16 protein-coding genes and 1 riboswitch are annotated in these 16,766 nt (G+C 67.4%); of the genes, 9 read left to right on the top strand and 7 right to left on the bottom strand.

The genetic code is table 11. The features are described from left to right. Window positions 1-58: 58 nt before the first annotated feature. On the bottom strand, window positions 59-901 hold the full coding sequence (gene thiD / locus ACOGI8_RS03955; protein ID WP_419855594.1) for a bifunctional hydroxymethylpyrimidine kinase/phosphomethylpyrimidine kinase: 843 nt from the start codon (window positions 899-901) through the stop codon (window positions 59-61). 68 nt (window positions 902-969) lie between these two features. On the opposite strand from thiD, the gene ACOGI8_RS03950 reads away from it, so the two are divergent. After that, on the top strand, window positions 970-2,121 hold the full coding sequence (locus ACOGI8_RS03950; RefSeq protein WP_419855593.1) for an NAD(+)/NADH kinase: 1,152 nt from the start codon (window positions 970-972) through the stop codon (window positions 2,119-2,121). 128 nt (window positions 2,122-2,249) lie between these two features. Continuing rightward, window positions 2,250-2,912, top strand: a complete 663-nt coding sequence (locus tag ACOGI8_RS03945; RefSeq protein ID WP_419855592.1) for a peroxiredoxin — start codon at window positions 2,250-2,252, stop codon at window positions 2,910-2,912. Window positions 2,913-2,974: 62 nt separating this feature from the next. Here the strand turns inward: ACOGI8_RS03945 and pncB are convergent, their stop codons facing one another. Next, window positions 2,975-4,336: a nicotinate phosphoribosyltransferase gene (gene pncB / locus ACOGI8_RS03940; RefSeq protein WP_419855591.1), complete on the bottom strand. Its 1,362-nt coding sequence runs from the start codon at window positions 4,334-4,336 to the stop codon at window positions 2,975-2,977. A gap of 69 nt (window positions 4,337-4,405) precedes the next feature. Between pncB and ACOGI8_RS03935 the strand changes: the two genes are divergently transcribed. From ACOGI8_RS03935 to ACOGI8_RS03905, 7 genes are all read left to right on the top strand, one after another. Next, the gene (locus tag ACOGI8_RS03935) at window positions 4,406-4,792 is read left to right on the top strand and encodes a DUF2784 domain-containing protein (protein WP_419855590.1); all 387 of its coding nucleotides are present in this window, start codon (window positions 4,406-4,408) and stop codon (window positions 4,790-4,792) included. A gap of 22 nt (window positions 4,793-4,814) precedes the next feature. Next, a riboswitch (adenosylcobalamin (AdoCbl) riboswitch) is annotated at window positions 4,815-4,959 on the top strand. A 52-nt stretch (window positions 4,960-5,011) separates the two neighbouring features. Then, on the top strand, window positions 5,012-5,908 hold the full coding sequence (locus ACOGI8_RS03930) for an ABC transporter substrate-binding protein (protein ID WP_419855589.1): 897 nt from the start codon (window positions 5,012-5,014) through the stop codon (window positions 5,906-5,908). Between the two features lie 42 nt (window positions 5,909-5,950). Further along, the gene (locus ACOGI8_RS03925; RefSeq protein ID WP_419855588.1) at window positions 5,951-7,006 is read left to right on the top strand and encodes a FecCD family ABC transporter permease; all 1,056 of its coding nucleotides are present in this window, start codon (window positions 5,951-5,953) and stop codon (window positions 7,004-7,006) included. Window positions 7,007-7,086: 80 nt separating this feature from the next. Next, on the top strand, window positions 7,087-7,974 hold the full coding sequence (locus tag ACOGI8_RS03920; protein ID WP_419856360.1) for an ABC transporter ATP-binding protein: 888 nt from the start codon (window positions 7,087-7,089) through the stop codon (window positions 7,972-7,974). After that, window positions 7,967-8,560 (top strand): cob(I)yrinic acid a,c-diamide adenosyltransferase, encoded by a 594-nt coding sequence (cobO, locus tag ACOGI8_RS03915; RefSeq protein ID WP_419855587.1) that lies wholly within the window; start codon window positions 7,967-7,969, stop codon window positions 8,558-8,560. Before ACOGI8_RS03920 ends, cobO begins: the two co-directional genes overlap by 8 nt. Before the next feature lie 66 nt (window positions 8,561-8,626). Further along, window positions 8,627-9,787 carry a pyridoxal phosphate-dependent aminotransferase gene (locus tag ACOGI8_RS03910; RefSeq protein WP_419855586.1) on the top strand — a complete coding sequence of 387 codons (1,161 nt, stop codon included), beginning with the start codon at window positions 8,627-8,629 and terminating at the stop codon, window positions 9,785-9,787. Window positions 9,788-9,929: 142 nt separating this feature from the next. Beyond that, entirely contained in the window at window positions 9,930-10,724 is a 795-nt protein-coding gene (locus tag ACOGI8_RS03905) for an enoyl-CoA hydratase/isomerase family protein (protein WP_419855585.1), read from the top strand. 450 nt (window positions 10,725-11,174) lie between these two features. Here ACOGI8_RS03905 and ACOGI8_RS03900 read toward each other — a convergent pair whose 3' ends face one another. The 5 genes from ACOGI8_RS03900 to ACOGI8_RS03880 all read right to left on the bottom strand — a co-directional run bounded on the left by ACOGI8_RS03900 (window position 11,175) and on the right by ACOGI8_RS03880 (window position 16,740). Then, window positions 11,175-12,392: a hypothetical protein gene (locus ACOGI8_RS03900; protein WP_419855584.1), complete on the bottom strand. Its 1,218-nt coding sequence runs from the start codon at window positions 12,390-12,392 to the stop codon at window positions 11,175-11,177. Window positions 12,393-12,695: 303 nt separating this feature from the next. Then, window positions 12,696-13,898 carry an acyl-CoA dehydrogenase family protein gene (locus ACOGI8_RS03895; RefSeq protein ID WP_419855583.1) on the bottom strand — a complete coding sequence of 401 codons (1,203 nt, stop codon included), beginning with the start codon at window positions 13,896-13,898 and terminating at the stop codon, window positions 12,696-12,698. Window positions 13,899-14,204: 306 nt separating this feature from the next. After that, entirely contained in the window at window positions 14,205-15,125 is a 921-nt protein-coding gene (locus tag ACOGI8_RS03890) for a P1 family peptidase (protein ID WP_419855582.1), read from the bottom strand. A gap of 68 nt (window positions 15,126-15,193) precedes the next feature. Then, on the bottom strand, window positions 15,194-16,147 hold the full coding sequence (locus ACOGI8_RS03885; protein WP_419855581.1) for an SPFH domain-containing protein: 954 nt from the start codon (window positions 16,145-16,147) through the stop codon (window positions 15,194-15,196). After that, the gene (locus tag ACOGI8_RS03880; protein WP_419855580.1) at window positions 16,147-16,740 is read right to left on the bottom strand and encodes an NfeD family protein; all 594 of its coding nucleotides are present in this window, start codon (window positions 16,738-16,740) and stop codon (window positions 16,147-16,149) included. The genes ACOGI8_RS03885 and ACOGI8_RS03880 overlap by 1 nt, the downstream gene beginning before the upstream one ends. Window positions 16,741-16,766 lie beyond the last annotated feature (26 nt).

Below are 16,766 nucleotides of genomic sequence, written 5' to 3'. Positions count from 1 at the left end.
GTCACCTGCGGCGCTTGAAGTGTATGCAGCAGCCCGCAGGCCGGCCCAGCCTCTGGTCTCAGAGGGCGAGCGGGTCGACCGGTCCGCGGCCGCTGCCCAGCAGGCGATCTGCGCCGGCCGAGATGGCGCGTGCCGTGAGATCGTGGGCTCGGTCAATCGCTGAGTCCACGTCCGCGCCCTTTGCCAGCTCGGCACAGATGGCTGCCGAGAAGATGTCGCCTGACCCCCGGACGTTGCGGGTCTCGATGCGCAGCGCCGAGAGCAGCCGGACGCTGCCGCCCCGGACCACCACGTCGGTGATCGTCTCACCGGCTTGAAGCCGGCCGCCGGTGATAATCACGGCCTCCGGACCCGTGGCTGCGATCTCGTGGGCCGCTTCGATCCACGCTTCGACCTCGTCGCCCAAGTCTCTCCCCACCAGGCGACCTGCCTCGAGGTGGTTGGGTGTCACGACTCGGGCGCTCGGCAGCAGACGCGTCGCAACGGATCGCTCGGCCTCTGCGCTGAGCATGGGCTCGCCAGCGCCGTCGACCAGCACTGGATCCACCACCAACTGGGGGAGCCGGCGACCGGCTATCGATGCCACGGCCGCGACGGTCTCTGCGGTGAGCAGCAGGCCCGTCTTGGAAGCGGCAATGGGCATGTCGTCGAGCACTGCGTGAATCTGTTCTGTCACCAACTCGGCGTCCACGGGCTGCGCGGCCCGGAATTCGGCTGTGTTCTGTGCCGACACCAGCGTCAGTGCGAATGCCCCGTGCACGCCGGATGCCGCGAATGCCCGCAAGTCCGCCGCGAGTCCGGCTCCACCGGAGGAATCCGCACCCGCGATGGTCAACGCCGCGGGCGACCAAGCGTGCTGCGCTGGTGAAGGAGGCTTCTCGCTCGCGATCCCACCTGCCATGTCCCAAGTACAACAGTTGGGCGCGCCACGCGACAGTCACCCCCGCCTGTGGTTAGCGTCGGCGGGCGATGGCCGGATCCGCGTCGAGACCGAGCGACTCCCGCACCGGCCGCAACTCCCCCGACGGCACCGTCGGGATTATCGCCAACCCGGTCTCGGGGCGCGATGTGCGCCGGGTGGCGGCGCGAGGCGCGGTGTCCACCACCGAGGACAAACGCAACAGGATCGCCCGAGCCGTCATCGGCGCAGTCACCGCGGGGGCCACGCGGATCGTGGCCATGGCTGAACCGTTCGGCATCGCCACGGGGGCGCTCACCGACCTTCGCATCGACGCGGAGATCGAGATCGTGGACGTGGGGGCGACCGTGTCACCCGCCGACACGGTCCGGGCGGTCGAGGCCATGCGGGCCCGGGATGTCAGCGTGCTCGTGACGCTGGGCGGCGACGGAACCAACCGCACGATCTCCGGGGTTTGGCCCGAAGCGACACTCGTGCCCATGTCCACCGGCACCAACAACGTGTTCCCCAGCCTCACCGAGCCCACCGTGGCCGGTGCTGCGGCGGGGCTGGTGGCAACCGGTGTGGTGGACCCTGAAGCGTGTGCCCCCCAGTCGAAGCTGATCACTGTCACATCAGGAAGCGGCACATCACAAGATGGGGAGCCGGCAAGGGGCTGGACCGATATCGCACTGGTCGATGCGGTCACGCTGGCCGATGACTTCGTCGGCAATCGCATGCCAGCGGACGGGGCGCGGCTACGGCAGGTGCTCGTGTCGCGCGCCCATCCGGCCAGCATCGGGCTGAGTTCGCTCGCGGGCCTGCTGCGACCCTGCTCGTTCGACGACGATGCGGGCGTGCTGGTGGAGTGCGGACCGGGCGGACGCCCGATGCGCGTGGCGCTCGCACCCGGGCTGTACCGCACGGTGCCGGTGATCGATCACCGCAGCGTTGAGCTGGGAGAAGCCATCGAACTCCAGGGACCGACGGTGCTGTCGCTCGACGGCGACCGGGAGCGCACAATCAGTCCCGACGAAGCCGCAATTGCCGATGTGCAGCGCAGCGGACCCCGGGTGGTGGACGTGCATCGGGCACTGGAATTGGGCGCTGCCGCCGGGGTGTTCGAGACCTCTCGGGCGCCAACCGGCGACCGTCCGCTCAACGCAGCCGCCAAGGTCCACTACCACCACGCCGACGGCACCCCGATCCGTGATTGCTGCTAGGCGACTGAGTCGCCAGTCAATTCCTGACTAATCCGGTCGGATTTATCGTCTAATGCGGCTATCCTCCGCGGCACGGGCTGCGCCGACTTGCGCAGCGCCGCACTTGCCGCATCGCAAGGAGTACGACCATGGCACTGCGTCTCAATGACACCGCTCCCGATTTCACTGCCGACACCACCGAGGGCGAGATCAGCTTCCACGATTGGATCGGCGACGGCTGGGCGCTGCTCTTCTCTCATCCGAAGGATTTCACGCCGGTCTGCACTACCGAGTTGGGCGCCGTTGCCGCGCTGGCCGATGACTTCGCCGCACGCAACTGCAAGATCATCGGCATCAGCGTCGACGGCGTGAGCGACCACGTGAGCTGGAAGGCCGACATCGCCTCTGCGACCGGGCACGAGGCCAACTACCCGCTCATCGGCGACCCGGAGCTGGCAGTGGTGAAGCTCTACGACATGCTTCCGGCCGACGCAGGCGACACATCGCAGGGCCGCACCGCGGCCGACAACGCCACGGCCCGGACGGTGTTCATCATCGGCCCGGACAAGAAGATCAAGGCGTCGCTCACCTACCCGATGACCACCGGCCGCAACTTCGCCGAGATCCTGCGCCTGCTCGACTCGTGCCAGCTCACCGCTGCCGAGCAGGTCGCCACGCCGGCCAACTGGCAGCAGGGCGAGAACGTCATCATCGTGCCCGCAGTCTCGAACGAGGCCGCCGCCGAGAAGTACCCCGACGGCTGGGAATCACCGCTGCCCTACCTGCGCCTGGTGCCGCAGCCGGGCAAGTAAACGCGGGCCGCGGCTCGACACAAGGCTGCGCACCCTCAGCAGCACAGGCCGCAGCCAGGCGCTTAGCTCAGGCTGGATTCGCCAACGACTTCAGCCTCGAATGCCGGGGCGCCGTCGAGGCGGCGCATCGATTCGGGCAGTTCGGCGCGGACGCGCTGGTGGAAGACCCGATCCTGGGCCAGCGTGTAGGGATAGGCGTTCTGGCCGGATCGCAGCAGCGGAACGTGCAGCGGCCGGCTGTTGGTGGGCCCGGGGCGGTCCTGCTCGACGAGCGTTTCCGAGGTGGCCTTGCCATCGCGCACGACCCTGTAGGGCCGCACCACGCCGCCGCGAGTGGCCTTGCCTTCTGATTCTTTGTAGACGGGCACCACCGGCTCGAACGTGCCGGAGTGCCGCGCGATGGCAACCGCCTTGTACACCATGCCGGCGGTCGCATGGCCGGAGCCCACCACGAGCTGGGTGCCCACGCCGTAGCCATCCACCGGCAGGTCCGCCAGGTCGGCGATGCGGTACTCGTCGAGATCGCCAGATACCACGATGCGGGTCGCCTCAGCGCCCGCGTCGTCCAGCCATTGACGGACACGGGGAACTTCGACCGTGAGATCTCCTGAGTCGATGCGCACGGCGCCGGGCACGCCGCCGAGACGCTTCGCCGCGGCGAGACCCCGTTCGAGCCCGGTTCTCAGATCGAAGGTGTCGATGAGCAGCGTGGTCTCGAGGCCGTGCGCACGCATCTGCGCCTCGAAGGCTGCTTCCTCGTCGTGGTGCGCCAGCGTGAAGGCGTGGGCAGCCGTGCCGGCAGTAGGGATGCCGTACTGCTCACCGGCCAGCAGGTTCGACGTCGCGTCGAAACCCACCAGCCACGCGGCACGCGCAGCGGCAACAGCAGCGAGCTCGTGAGTACGGCGGCCCCCCATCTCGATGAGATGACGCCCCTCGGCGACATCGTGCATCCGTGCGGCTGCCGACGCGACAGCGCAATCGTGGTTCAGCACCGAGAGCACCAGCGTCTCCACGAGCAGCGCGGTGCCGACCGAGGCATCGACCCGCAGCACCGGGCTGCCGGGCACGTAGAAATCGCCCTCGCGGTAGCTCCATGCATCGCCGTCGAATCGGAACATCGCCAGATGATCGAGCAAGCCGTCGCTGAAGCGGCCGAGCCCTGCCAGGTAGTCGAGATCGTCGGCCTCGAACCGGTAGTCAGCCAGCAGCCCGGCCAGCCGGCCTGGACCGGCCACCACGCCGTAGCCCCGTCTCGGCGGCAACCGCCGGGCAAACACCTCAAAGCACGAGCGCCGCGACGCCACTCCCGACTGCAGGGCCGCATCGAGCATGGTCAGCTCGTACAGGTCGGTCATCATGGCCGTGCCCACACCACAAGTCTGCCCGCGCAGCAAGCCATACGCCGCGTCCAGGATGCCCATGGCAATTCCGACCCGCCGAAACTGCGGGTTGCGACCGTGCCAGGACATGCAGAGATAGCGTGAGCGGCAATGGCACTTGTCGGGCTGGCGCGGCTCATGGCCGCGTCGCATCTGGCCTACATCGTGTTCCTGCTGGTCGGCGGGTTTGTCGCGAAGCGCCGACCGAAGCTGATGAAGTGGCACCTCGCCGCATTCGGCGCAGCCGGATTGGTGAACATCACCGGTTCCGACTGCCCGCTGACCACCTGGGAGAAGTGGTTCCTCCTTCGAGCAGGGCGGGAACCGTATGAGACAGGTTTCGCCTCTCACTACCTCGTAGAGCCCTTCTATTCGAAAGGCATCACCGGCCGCGTGAATTCGGTGATCCTGCTTGCACTCGTGATACCGGTCTTGGTGAGCTACTGGCGGCTGATTCGCAGCTCGGCGGCCGACTCGGGCGGGTCCGCTTCGTTGTAGCGCTTCGCCTCCCGGCCACGCCATAGACTCACACCCGGTTGTCGTGAGCGAAGCCGGTGAGATCCCGGCGCTGTCCCGCAACGGTGATGCCCCTTCGGGGGACGAGTCCGGTCGCCTCCCGGCCGCCATCACGCGAACCGATTCCTCGAGGTAAGGAGCGGCTCGTGCGGTGGGTGCTCCCGCTGCTCGGCCCTGAACTCGAGCAGAAGGGAGAACACCATGAACCGCACTGTGACAAGGCGAGCGGCCCTGCCACTGCGACTGCTGTGGGCACTGCTGACGCTTGCCATTGTGGCGTCGGCCTGCACGGGCAGCGACGCCGAGCCGGCAGAAGAACACGAATTCGGCAGGATCGTGTCGATCTCCCCCACCGGCACCGAGATCCTCTTCGCCATCGGTGCAGGCGACCGTGTGGTGGCTGTCGACCAGTTCTCGTACTACCCGCCCGAGGCCCCCGTGACCGACCTCGACGGCTGGAACCCGAACCTCGAGGCGATCGCGTCGTACGAGCCCGACCTCGTGGTGCTGCAGACCAACGGAGACCTCATCGCCGGGCTCGAGGCACTGGGCATCGCCTTTCTCGCCCACGACGCGCCGTCCGTGTTCGACGACGTCTACGCCCAGATCGCCCATTTCGGCGACGTCACCGGCCAAGTCGACGAGGCGGCTCAGCTCGCCGCCGACATGCAGGCCGACATCGCCGACCTGGTCGCGGCTGCCCCCGATGCCTCGGGGCTGACCTACTACCACGAGCTCGACAACACGCTGTACAGCGTCACGAGCGGCACCTTCATCGGACAGGTGTACGGGCTGTTCGGGCTCGACAACGTCGCCGATCCCGCCGACGCCGACGGCAGTCACTTCGGCTATCCCCAGCTCAGCGACGAATACCTGGTGGACGCAGACCCCGACCTGATCTTCCTCGCCGACACGCTGTGCTGCGGCCAGAACGCCGAGACCGTGGCGGCGCGCCCGGGCTGGAATCAGCTCAGCGCGGTTCAGGAGGGCAGGGTCGTCGAACTCAGCGACGACATCGTGTCCAGGTGGGGACCCCGCTTGGTGGACTTCATTGCTGCCATTTCCGGTGTGCTGGTCGACACCGGCGCTGCGGGCTGATCGAACGCTGCCGTGACCGACGCGCGCACGACCAGTTCCCGCATGTCGGCCGGCGCTGACCCGACGCTGCAGGCTGCGGATCTGAGACTGCGGCAGCTCGCCTTCGGCGCTGCTGCGGTGGTCGTCGCCGTCATCGCGGGGCTGACCATCGGGCCAGTCGGCATCGGCGCACATCGTGTGGTGCTCGAGCTGGCGGATGCGTTGCCCGGCTTGGCATTCGACTCCGGTCTCAGCGATGCCCACGCCGCGATCGTGCGGGAAATCCGCCTGCCCCGCGTCGCGCTCGGGCTGCTCGTGGGGGCCACGCTGTCCATGAGCGGTGCCACCTACCAGGCCGCCTTCCGCAACCCGCTTGCAGACCCGTACCTGCTGGGCATCGCCGCGGGTGCGGGTCTCGGTGCCACTATCGCCATCACCGCCAACGTGGGCGATGGTGCCGGCGCACTCGACCCGGTGCCCTTGGCTGCATTTGCCGGGGGGCTCGTAGCGGTGACGGTGTCGTATGCCGCGGGCCATCTCGGCGGGCGTTCGACGGCATCGCTGATCCTCGCCGGCATCGCCGTCGCCAGCTTCCTGACTGCATGCCAGACCTACGTGCTGCAGGCCAACAGCGATGCGTTTCGCAGGATCATCGCCTGGATCCTCGGCCGGATCGCGACATCGGGTTGGTCAGAGCCTGCACTGATGCTCCCCTACTTCGTGCTCACCGCAGCCATCGTGATGCGCTACCGCCGGGCGCTGGACGTGCTGGCAGTGGGCGACGAAGAAGCCGCCGCCCTCGGGCTGAACCCGCGGCGAGTGCGCCTGGTCGTGGTGCTGGCGGCATCCCTCGCTGCGGCTGCGGCGGTCTCGGTCAGCGGGCTCATCGGCTTCGTCGGCATCATCGTGCCGCACACGGTGCGGCTTGCGTTCGGGGCCAGCAACCGGGTCGTGCTGCCGCTGTCGGTGCTGTTCGGAGGCGCATTCATGGTGCTCGCCGACTTGGCGGCGCGCACGGTGCTCTCGCCGGCAGAGCTGCCGATCGGCGTCGTCACGGCCTTCCTGGGCGCACCGTTCTTCGTGCTCGTGCTCCGTACCAGCCGTCGGGAGATCTGGTGAGCGGCGTCACTGCGCCGAGGGTGGCCCCCGGACGCCGCGAGCGGCCCGTCGAGCCCGGCTGCGACGGACTCGCGCCCGTCGTGAGCGTGAACTCGCTTGATGTCCGGCTCGACGGCACCCGCGTGTTGCGCGGGGTGGACTTGGCAGTCTCCGAAGGCGAGTGGATCAACATCATCGGTCCGAATGGAGCCGGCAAGACCACACTGTTGAGGGCAGTTCTGGGCCTTGTGGCCTACGACGGCGAGGTCAGCATCGAAGGACTCACGAAACTGCGGCGTGTCGAACGGGCTCGCAAAGTCGCCTACGTGCCGCAGACGCCGGTGATCCCCCCGGGGATGCTCGTGGCCGACTACGTGCTGCTTGGTCGAACGCCCCACCGGAGCATCTTCGCCAGCGAGACACCTGCGGACCGCAGGATCGCCGCTGAGGTACTGGATCGTCTCGACCTGCGCGGGTTCGGCGAACGCACCGTGCAGTCGCTGTCGGGCGGTGAGCGCCAGCGCACGGTGCTCGCACGAGCGCTCGCGCAGCAAGCTGATGTCCTGTTGCTGGACGAGCCGACGACGGCACTTGACCTTGGACATCAACAAGACGTGCTCGAACTGGTCGATGCGCTGCGCCGCGAGCGAGGCCTGACGGTTGTTGCCACACTCCACGATCTGACCCTCGCCGCCCGCTACGGCGACCAAGTGGCCATACTGGCGGGCGGCGTCATCGTTCAACGCGGCACACCCGCGCAGGTGCTCACCGTTGCCAACATCGCCGAACACTTCGACGCCGAGGTCCGGGTGATAGACGACCCTGAAGGTCCGGTGATCGTGCCGACGACTGCTCCGCCCGACTCGACCCCGGCTGCCGATCAGAGGATGAGCCCCCGGGCCCGAGCGGCCCGTGAGCCCAATCGCATGAGCATGGGGAACAAGAGCGGGAAACCATCGGCGATACCGTCGGAGGCCAACGATGACTGAGCACGCAGCAGACACGCCGGATCTCGAATCGCCGCCGACCGAGGATCCCCGGCCGAGTGGCTTGCGGACCGCCCGCAGCCTCGTCGTGGTGAACACCGGCGACGGCAAGGGCAAGTCGTCGGCAGCATTCGGCACAGCAATCAGAGCGCGCGCCCGTGGCTGGCCGGTCGCAGTCGTGCAGTTCCTGAAGTCTGACGACTGGGTGACCGGCGAGCAGCTGATGGCTGAACCCCTCGGCATCGACTTCTGGTCACTGGGAGAAGGCTTCACCTGGGACAGCGAGGACCTGACGCGCGACGAGGCCGAAGCTCGCGAGGCCTGGCGGCACGGCAAGGAACTGGTGTCGGCGGGTGAGCACCGGCTGGTGGTGTTCGACGAGATCACCTACCCGCTCAACTGGGGCTGGATCGACGCCGCAGACGTGGAGGCCACCTTCAGGGATCGGCCCTCCCATGTCTCCTTGGTGCTGACCGGGCGTGACGCGCCGGAGTGGATGACGGACCTCGCCGACACCGTGACCGAGATGCGCAAGGCCAAGCACGCCTACGACTCGGGGATTGCTGCCAAGAAGGGCATCGACTACTGACCGACGTTCGTTACGCAGGCGGGCGTCGCTCATAGCCTCTCTCGCGATGCCGATGCGAAGCGGACGATGAGCGGCTTGAAGGTCTCAGAGCGTGCGGACATCGCGCCGTTCTTCGTGATGGAGATGATGCGGGCCGCTGCGGAGCGGGAGGCAGCAGGCGGCGACGTGGTGCACATGGAGGTCGGCCAGCCGTCCACGCCCGCGCCGGCCGGAGCGCGCGCTGCTGCCAAGGCCGCCATCGACAGCGATCTGCTGGGCTACACGTCTGCTGTGGGCATCGAACCGTTGCGTTCGAGGCTGGTCCAGCACTACGCCGACTGGTACGGACACGACACCGATGCCGACCGCATCGTCGTCACCCAGGGTGCCAGCGGGGCGTTCACGCTCGCGTTCCTGGCGTGCTTCGAGGCCGGCGACCGGGTGGCGGTGACTGCGCCCGGCTATCCCTGCTACCGCAACACGCTCGAAGCGTTGGACATCGAGGTCATCGAGATCGCCGTCACACCCGAGTCGGGCTTCCGGCTGACCGCAGACATGGTCACCAGCGTCGGCCCGCTCGATGGGCTGGTCGTCGCCAGTCCTGCCAACCCCACCGGCACGATGCTTATGGCCGACGAGCTGGGGCGGCTTGCTCGCTGGTGCCATGGCGCCGGCGTGCGGCTGATCTCCGACGAGATCTATCACGGCATCACCTACGGAACCGAGGCCGCTACTGCCGCGGCGCACAGCCCGAGCGCGGTCGTGGTGAACAGCTTCTCCAAGTACTTCTCGATGACCGGTTGGCGCCTGGGCTGGCTGCTGCTGCCGCCCGATCTGGTCTCACCGGTCGAACGTCTCGCCCAGAACGCCACCATTGCTGCCGCCACGGTGAGCCAGCACGCCGCGCTCGGCGCGTTCGACAGCATTGACGAACTCGAGGCCAACGTGGCCCGCTACCGGACGAACCGCCAGATCCTGCTCGACGGCCTGCCCGCTGCAGGGATCGACCGCATCGCCCCGCCCGACGGGGCGTTCTACATCTACGCCAACGTCGATCACCTCACCGACGACAGCGCCGATCTGGCCGCGACCTGGCTCGCAGAACTCGGCATCGCCACTACGCCCGGCATCGACTTCGACCCTGCTGAGGGTCATCGCTACATCCGGTTCTCGTTCGCGGGCAGCAACGACGACATGATCCAGACCGTCGAACGCCTCACCACGTGGGCTGAGAGGCCGCGCCGTTAGGTGAACCTTCTCGCTGTCGCACCTGTCGTTTCCCGCTCTTGTTCGCTATCGCTCACGGGCCGCTCGGGCCACGGCTTCGCCTCTCGGCACCGGCGCTGAGCCCTCCGGCGCAGCGGGAGTCCCACCACTAGCGTCGCTGCTCATGGAATCGGCAGAACTCGAAACGCTCATCATCGACGCGGCGGACAACGGCGTCGTCACCATCACCATGAACCGGCCCAAGCGCCTCAACGCGGCGAGCCCCCAGATGTTCACCGAGCTGCGCGAGACGTGGAACGAGATCGGCGGTGATCCCACGGTGCGCTGCGTGGTGATGACCGGCGCCGGCGACGCCTTCTGCAGCGGCGCCGACCTGGCCGCCGACGGCGGCGACGGCCCACGTCGGCATGCGCTGCAGGGGCTCAACGTGATCCACCAGACCGTGTCGGCGCTCTACTCGATCATGGTGCCGGTCATCGCCAAGGTGAACGGGGTGGCAGCCGGTGCCGGCATGAACCTCGCCCTCGCCTGCGACCTGATCGTCGCCTCCGACCAGGCTCGCTTCAGCGAGATCTTCGCCCGCCGCGGCCTGTCGGTGGACTTCGGCGGCACCTGGATCCTGCCCCGGCTCATCGGCTTGCACCGCGCCAAGGAGCTGGCGTTCTTCGCCGACGTCATCGATGCCAAGCAGGCCGAGGACTTCGGCATCGTCAACAAGGTGGTGCCCCACGGCGAGCTCGACGCATTCGTCGACGACTGGGCCGATCGTCTCGCGGCCGGGCCGCCCATCGCCGTCGCGATGACCAAGCGCCTGCTCACCCTCAACGCGTCGGCCGACTTCGCCACTGCGCTCGAAGGCGAGGGCATGGCTCAGTCGCTCAACTTCACCACCGAGGACACCAAGGAAGCCGTCAAGGCATTCCTCGAAAAGCGCCCGCCCACCTTCACCGGCCGCTAACCAGGGCCGATCCCGATCTGATCAGCGAGGATCAGGCGAGGGCGGATCGGGCCTCTGACCAGGACTTGCCGGACCCTACGTCGACTTCGTGGGGCAGGCCGAGGACTCGCGCAGCGACGGTGTTGCACTGCACTTCCGAAGAGCCGCCACCGATCGTCAGCGAGCGCCTCGCGCACGCTGGCCTCGGGCCCGGGCTGGCGGCCGTGCATGCAGGCGCTCAGCGTCCGCTGCCGCTTGGGAACAGGCCCTCGTGCTCAGTGCTCGAATATGTCTTCTAGCTCGGCTCGAAGGCTCTCCTCGAACCTCGAGACACGAGGCCGCTTGCCATCGCCCCGTTGGGGAGCGCTGTCCTGCCAGAGGCGGAGAACTTCCTTCTTGCGACGCTGTATTGCTTCCGCAAGAGGATCTGGAGTCAAGTCCTGCATGTTTGCTCCCGTCGTTTCCATTTTCTCAACGCAGCCCATGCAGGCCGCGGAAATACCGAGGGTTGAGTTCTGCGGGAAAATAGTGCTTCCGCTTGATCCACGTGAGACCATCGCCCTTCGACAGCACGGCAACGTCGACCGGACCGCCAACGGAGTGCTCATCCAAGGTTACGCGCCTTCTGAACGACGTCAGATTCACCAGAGTCTCGGCGACCTCGGCTAGCTCGTCCTTGCCGAGATCCTTGACGATCCCGACTATCGGACCCCACATTTCCTCGCTCTCGAATTCGGCGAGCTCCTGCTGCACGTTGTCCGCCAGGGAATCCACAACTGCATCGAGAAGGCCCGACAACTGAGGGGGTACGGCGTCCCCGAGAGCCCCTACGACAGCATCCTTGAATCCACCAAGAGCGCCATACACGCACGAGATCACGGCCCCGCGGTATCTGGGGTGGATGCCGTCCATGAAGGTATAGACCATGTCCCCCTGCGCAAACGGTTTGATCAGGGCAGCCGTCTCCTGAGCCGATACCGCCTCTCGTGTGCGGACTCGGACTTGCCCGGAGATCGGAGGCTCGACGCGCAACTCCTGCAGCGCTGGGAACATCTCCTCGGCACCGAAGCCAGCGATGACCAAGCCTGTAGCACCGGGCGAGTCGTAGATGCAACCCCAACTTGCGAACGCGAGCGCACGCAGATCCTCAAGGATCGTGCTGGCTTCGCTCTCGTCTAGACCGAGGCGTGCCGCGAGGAAACCGCCGACAGTGCCGCCGACGCTCTCGAACCTTTGTGTCGCCATGGTCCACAGTCGCTCAAAGACCTCGCTCTCTTCCTCGGAGCCCTCATCCTCAAGGAGTTCGACCCGCCGCCGTATCGCCTGCCCGATGTGTCGCAGAATGGCGCCGCTCTCGCGTGCGTCCTGGGATCGGAAATCGTCGACCTCGCGCCTCATGCGTTCAAGCTCATAGTCGATCTTCGCCAGAGCGAAGCTCCGCTGCGCATCTTCACGCACGTAGCCGGCCCAGTCCGCCAGGTAGTCGACGAAGCTCCCCGCATACTCGGCGATAGTTGCGTAGGTCTCCTCCCCGAGCTTGGAGCGAAACGTCTTGACGATCGTTTCCCACGGTGCCGTTCCATAGCTGGCACTCCCGAAGATCATTGCCGCCACGGGCTCGGTTTCAGAGAGCGCAAACAGCTTCGGAGCTGTGTTGAACACCTTCGGCCTGTTCGACGCGCCGCGCACCGTGGCTGCGCTGTCGGTCGCTAGGGCGACCGCCAGCCGGTTCAGGACGGCAACCTCAGCAGTCATGCGACGCTCTCACCCTCGGCGAAACGTCACGCCGCCTCATCACAGCCAGCGCGTCACTCGTCAGCGACGAAGGAAAGCTCTTCATGAATCGGTCCTTTCCCTCAGCGCGGCGCGTGACAGTAGCGACGCTACTCATGTGACGCCAGCTAATTTCCTTGCCTTCCCATCAGGCGCTCTCAGCCCACCGTGCCCTTGTCCGGGCGAGGCTCGTTGAACTCGCCGCGGCGGCAGTGCCAGCTAGGCGAGGGAGGCTCGGGCCTCTGACCAGGACTTGCCGGACTCGACGTCGACGTCGTGGGGCAGGCCCAGCACCCGCTCAGCGATGATGTTGCGCTGCACCTCCGAGGTGCCGCCGCCGATCGTCAACGCCGGGCTGAACAGGTAGCCACCGTGCCAGCCGTTCCAACCCTCCACCACGGCCTGGGTCTTGGGGAACTCCGGCGATGTGCCCAGCGGCCCCGTATTGGCGAGCAGTCCGTGAGCGCCGGCCAGATCCTTGGCCAGCCCCATGACGTGCTGGCCGTGATCGTCAGCCAGCGCCTTGCGCACGCTGGCCTCGGGCCCGGGCTGGCGACCGTGCAGGCGGGCGCTCAGCGTTCGCAGCCGGATGAGCCGCAGCACTTCGCCTTCGATGTGCAGGCGCGCGGCCCGGTCGCGCATCACGGGATCTGACACGCCCCCGGCCGACCGCACTACGTCGAGCAGGTCGGCGGCGCTGGGGCCGCTGCCCCACAGCGCCCCTTCGCCCGACAGCGACACCCGCTCGTTGCCCAGCGTGATCTTGGCGAGCCGCCAGCCGTCGTTCTCGTCGCCGATTCGGTTCTCCACCGGCAGCTCCATGTCGGTGAAGAACGTCTGGTTGAACGAATAGGCCGTGGTCATGTCGATGATCGGGCGCAGTTCCAGGCCGGGCGAGTCCATCGGGCAGATGAAGTAGGACACGCCGCGGTGCTTGGGCACATCGGGATCGGTGCGGGCGATGAGAATGCCGAACTTGCTGCGATGCGCACCTGAGGACCAGATCTTCGAGCCGTTCACGATGTAGCGCTCGCCGTCGCGCACGGCCCGTGTGGCCAGGTTCGCCAAGTCCGAGCCGCTGTCGGGTTCGGAGAACAGCTGGCACCACACTTCCTCGCCGGTGAGGATCGGCCACAGGTAGCGCTTCTTCTGAGCGTCCGTGCCGCCGTAGATGATCGTCGGGCCGGCCCAGCCCAGCCCGATACCGCCCGCAAGGCGCTTCACGCCGGCGGCAGCCAGCTCCTCGTCGATCAGCAACTGGGTGATGGGATCGGCTTCCAGCCCGTAGGGCTTCGGCCAGTGCGGTGCCACGTATCCCGCGTGTGCCAGCGCCTCTTGGCTCGGATTGCCGTCGTGATCGTCGAGCCAGTCGCGCACTGCGACGCGGCGAGGATCGTCATCGTCCGGCCAGTCGAAATCCATGTGCGGACCCTAGTGGTACGCCCTCAGACGCGAACAGGCCCCCGCTCGACTGAGCAGGGGCCTGCTGCTACCCGAAGATCGTGTTCGCGCCTCCGCCGGTTGGGGGGCAGCGGCCGCGTGAGGACCAGCACGCGGATCTTGTGGGGTTCGGTGGTCCGGGTTGGAGTCGCCACCTGATGGAGACGTCCCCTTCTCGGAAGCGGGTCGCCTCAGCGCCCGGCCACCTCCAGAGTCCTGTTGCGTTTCGGCATTGCTTGGACCACCCCCTTTCTCTGGTGGCACCAGATTGCCACAGTCGCCACCGGATTAGGAAACGATTTCCGATCGGATCGCTCGGGCGACCGCAGCGGCCCCCAGCAAGGCCACCAGGTCCGGCTGCGTGTCGACCTCGCCGGTGGCGAGCAAGAACAGCGCGTCACCGTCGAAATTCGTGTGCGGGGGTTCGATTGCCCGGGCGATCCCGGTGTGCGCAAGATCGACCGCTCGGCAGGCCTCTGGCTTGGTGAGCCGGGCATTGGTCACGAGGCAGCCGATCGTCGTGTTGCCACGCTCGGGCGACTCGGGCTCTTCGGTGCCGCGCCCGGTGAAGCCGGGTATCGCCTCGACCGGGTCATGCGGATAGCGCTCAGTCCCCGGCGGTGCCGTGCAGCCGGCCAGCACGGTTCCGTCAGCGTCGATCACGTCGCCGAGGGCATTGACTGCCACCAGCGCGCCGACGACCACATCGCCCGAGCGCTCCACCGCAGCGCCCAGCCAGCCGGGCACAGAGAAATCCCGACCAGCCACCTTGCCGATCGTGCAGCCCCGCCCCACGCCGACCCGCCCCGTGGCAGGCTCATCTGCGCTGGCCGCCTCACAGGCAGCCCATCCCGCTGCCGCGGTCGGACGCTCACTGTCCGGAGACTGGATGTCGTACACGACAGCCGCGCCCACGACCGGCACGATGCTGTCGCGAATGTCGAGCCCGCGGCCCTGGCTGGCGCACCAGCGAACAACGCCGTCCGCCGCAGAGAGTCCGAAGACGCTGTTGCCGCACAGCACGACTCCGTGGCACTCGACGCCAGCGCCTGTCGAACTGAGCGCAGCGGCCTCGCGAGTCCCCGGTGCACCGCCGCGCACGGCCATAGCACCCAGTGTGCCTAGCGGCGGGAGCACCACGGTCACGCCGGTGGCTGCGTCGTCGTCGGTCCATGAGCCGACCAGCACCGACGGCAATCCCAACGCCATGGCCGCGCACCCTACGCGTTGGACTGCCGGTTCGGAGGCGGAGCTTGGCCGCCGGGAGCAACGGCGGGCTACTCCTCGGCGGCCCCATTCGGGGAAGCGGCGTCGGCCGTGCGCTCGCGGAACATTTCGCCCATTGCGGCGACGGCTCCGAGCACGCCGCTGGTGTCGAGCGGCAGGAAGATCTTGGTGGCTTGGCCGTCCGCCACGCCCTGCAGTGCTTCGAGGTACTTGATGGCGATCAGGTCGTCGGTGGGATCGCCATTGTGGATCGCCAAGAACACCCGCTCGATGGCCTGGCCCTCGCCCTCGGCCACGGTGAGCTTCTGGTACTTGTCGGCATCGGCCACCCGCTTGATGGCCTCGGCCTCACCCTCGGCCCGCAGGATCTGGGACTGCTTCACGCCCTCCGCCTGCAGGATCGCCGCACGCTTCTCACCCTCGGCCTCGGTGACTGCGGCACGCCGGTCGCGCTCGGCCTTCATCTGGCGGTGCATCGCGGTGGTCACATCGGCAGGCGGCTCGATCCGCTGGATCTCTACACGCACCACGCGGGTGCCCCACTTGTCGGTGGCGTCGTCGAGGATCTGCCGCAGCTTGGAGTTGATGACCTCGCGTGACACGAGCGCATCGTCGAGCTGCAGGTCGCCGACCACGTTGCGGAGATTGGTCTGAGCCAGCTTCGTCACGGCGATGATGAAGTTGCCCACCGCGTACTTCAGCTTCACCGGATCGGTGGGCTCGTAGTAGATGACGGCGTCGACGGTGACCGCCACGTTGTCCTTGGTGATGACCTCCTGGGGAGGCACGTCCACGACCTGCTCACGCATGTCCACCTTCAAGATGCGCTGCACGAACGGGATTACGAAGCGCAGGCCCGGTTCGACGGTCATGCGGTACTTGCCCAGGAACTCGATGAGGCCCTGCTCGAAGGGGCGCACGATGCGCAGGCCCTTCGCCGCGATCACGAAGATCGCGAGCGCGATGATTGCCAGGAGAATCACTCCGGGGCTGATGCTGTCCATCAGTCGCTCCTCGATGGTTCGGGTTCGGCCGCTTGCTGGCTCTGACCGACGTCGGACTCGGACTCGGCTGCTGCATCTTCGGCGGCGTCGTCGGCTGGGACCGCCTCGGAGGCTGCCGCGCCGGCGGCGTCGCGACGCACGTAGTCGGGCGGTGGCGGTTCGAGGACTTCGACGTCGAGCTTGGTGCCGTGCAATGCCGTGACGCGCACCAACGAGCCCTCGGCAACCGGCCCGCTCTCGGCAACGGCCCGCCACTCGTCCGACTCGACGCGCACCCGTCCAGTGTTGGCGACGAGATCGATGTCTTCGATGACCCGGGCCTCCATGCCGATGTAGCGGTTAGCGCCCACCGGCAGGTCGTCGGGGCGGTCTTGGCGGCCCATGAACCGGCGCAGGATGACCATGGACACCGCCGTGCCGCCAAAGAACAGCAGCCATTGGACAGCCCCGTGCAGGTCGAGCCATGCCGCCGCTGCTGCGAGCGCGGCGCCGAGCGCGAACGGCAGGAGGAAGAAGCCGGCGGTGAAGATCTCGCCGATGCCCATCACCATGGTCACGGCGACCCACACCCACCGCCACAGTTCGTTGTCCACACCGACCCCCGATCGCGCGTTGGACC

Origin of the sequence: Candidatus Poriferisodalis sp. (assembly GCF_965204195.1) — a bacterium.
Taxonomy (GTDB): Bacteria; Actinomycetota; Acidimicrobiia; order Acidimicrobiales; family Poriferisodalaceae; genus Poriferisodalis.
Note: the sequence above shows the minus strand (reverse complement) of the source record. Positions and strands in the feature narration are given on the sequence as shown.

What these genes read in the sequence shown, in the direction of transcription:
- cobO (WP_419855587.1), top strand. Translation starts at nt 7,967, where the DNA reads ATGACTGAGCACGCAGCAGACACGCCGGATCTCGAATCGCCGCCGACC.
- ACOGI8_RS03930 (WP_419855589.1), top strand. Translation starts at nt 5,012, where the DNA reads ATGAACCGCACTGTGACAAGGCGAGCGGCCCTGCCACTGCGACTGCTG.
- ACOGI8_RS03885 (WP_419855581.1), bottom strand. Translation starts at nt 16,147, where the DNA reads ATGGACAGCATCAGCCCCGGAGTGATTCTCCTGGCAATCATCGCGCTC.
- ACOGI8_RS03895 (WP_419855583.1), bottom strand. Translation starts at nt 13,898, where the DNA reads ATGGATTTCGACTGGCCGGACGATGACGATCCTCGCCGCGTCGCAGTG.
- ACOGI8_RS03935 (WP_419855590.1), top strand. Translation starts at nt 4,406, where the DNA reads ATGGCACTTGTCGGGCTGGCGCGGCTCATGGCCGCGTCGCATCTGGCC.
- thiD (WP_419855594.1), bottom strand. Translation starts at nt 901, where the DNA reads ATGGCAGGTGGGATCGCGAGCGAGAAGCCTCCTTCACCAGCGCAGCAC.
- ACOGI8_RS03945 (WP_419855592.1), top strand. Translation starts at nt 2,250, where the DNA reads ATGGCACTGCGTCTCAATGACACCGCTCCCGATTTCACTGCCGACACC.
- ACOGI8_RS03950 (WP_419855593.1), top strand. Translation starts at nt 970, where the DNA reads ATGGCCGGATCCGCGTCGAGACCGAGCGACTCCCGCACCGGCCGCAAC.
- ACOGI8_RS03890 (WP_419855582.1), bottom strand. Translation starts at nt 15,125, where the DNA reads ATGGCGTTGGGATTGCCGTCGGTGCTGGTCGGCTCATGGACCGACGAC.
- ACOGI8_RS03910 (WP_419855586.1), top strand. Translation starts at nt 8,627, where the DNA reads ATGAGCGGCTTGAAGGTCTCAGAGCGTGCGGACATCGCGCCGTTCTTC.
- ACOGI8_RS03905 (WP_419855585.1), top strand. Translation starts at nt 9,930, where the DNA reads ATGGAATCGGCAGAACTCGAAACGCTCATCATCGACGCGGCGGACAAC.
- pncB (WP_419855591.1), bottom strand. Translation starts at nt 4,336, where the DNA reads ATGGGCATCCTGGACGCGGCGTATGGCTTGCTGCGCGGGCAGACTTGT.
- ACOGI8_RS03925 (WP_419855588.1), top strand. Translation starts at nt 5,951, where the DNA reads ATGTCGGCCGGCGCTGACCCGACGCTGCAGGCTGCGGATCTGAGACTG.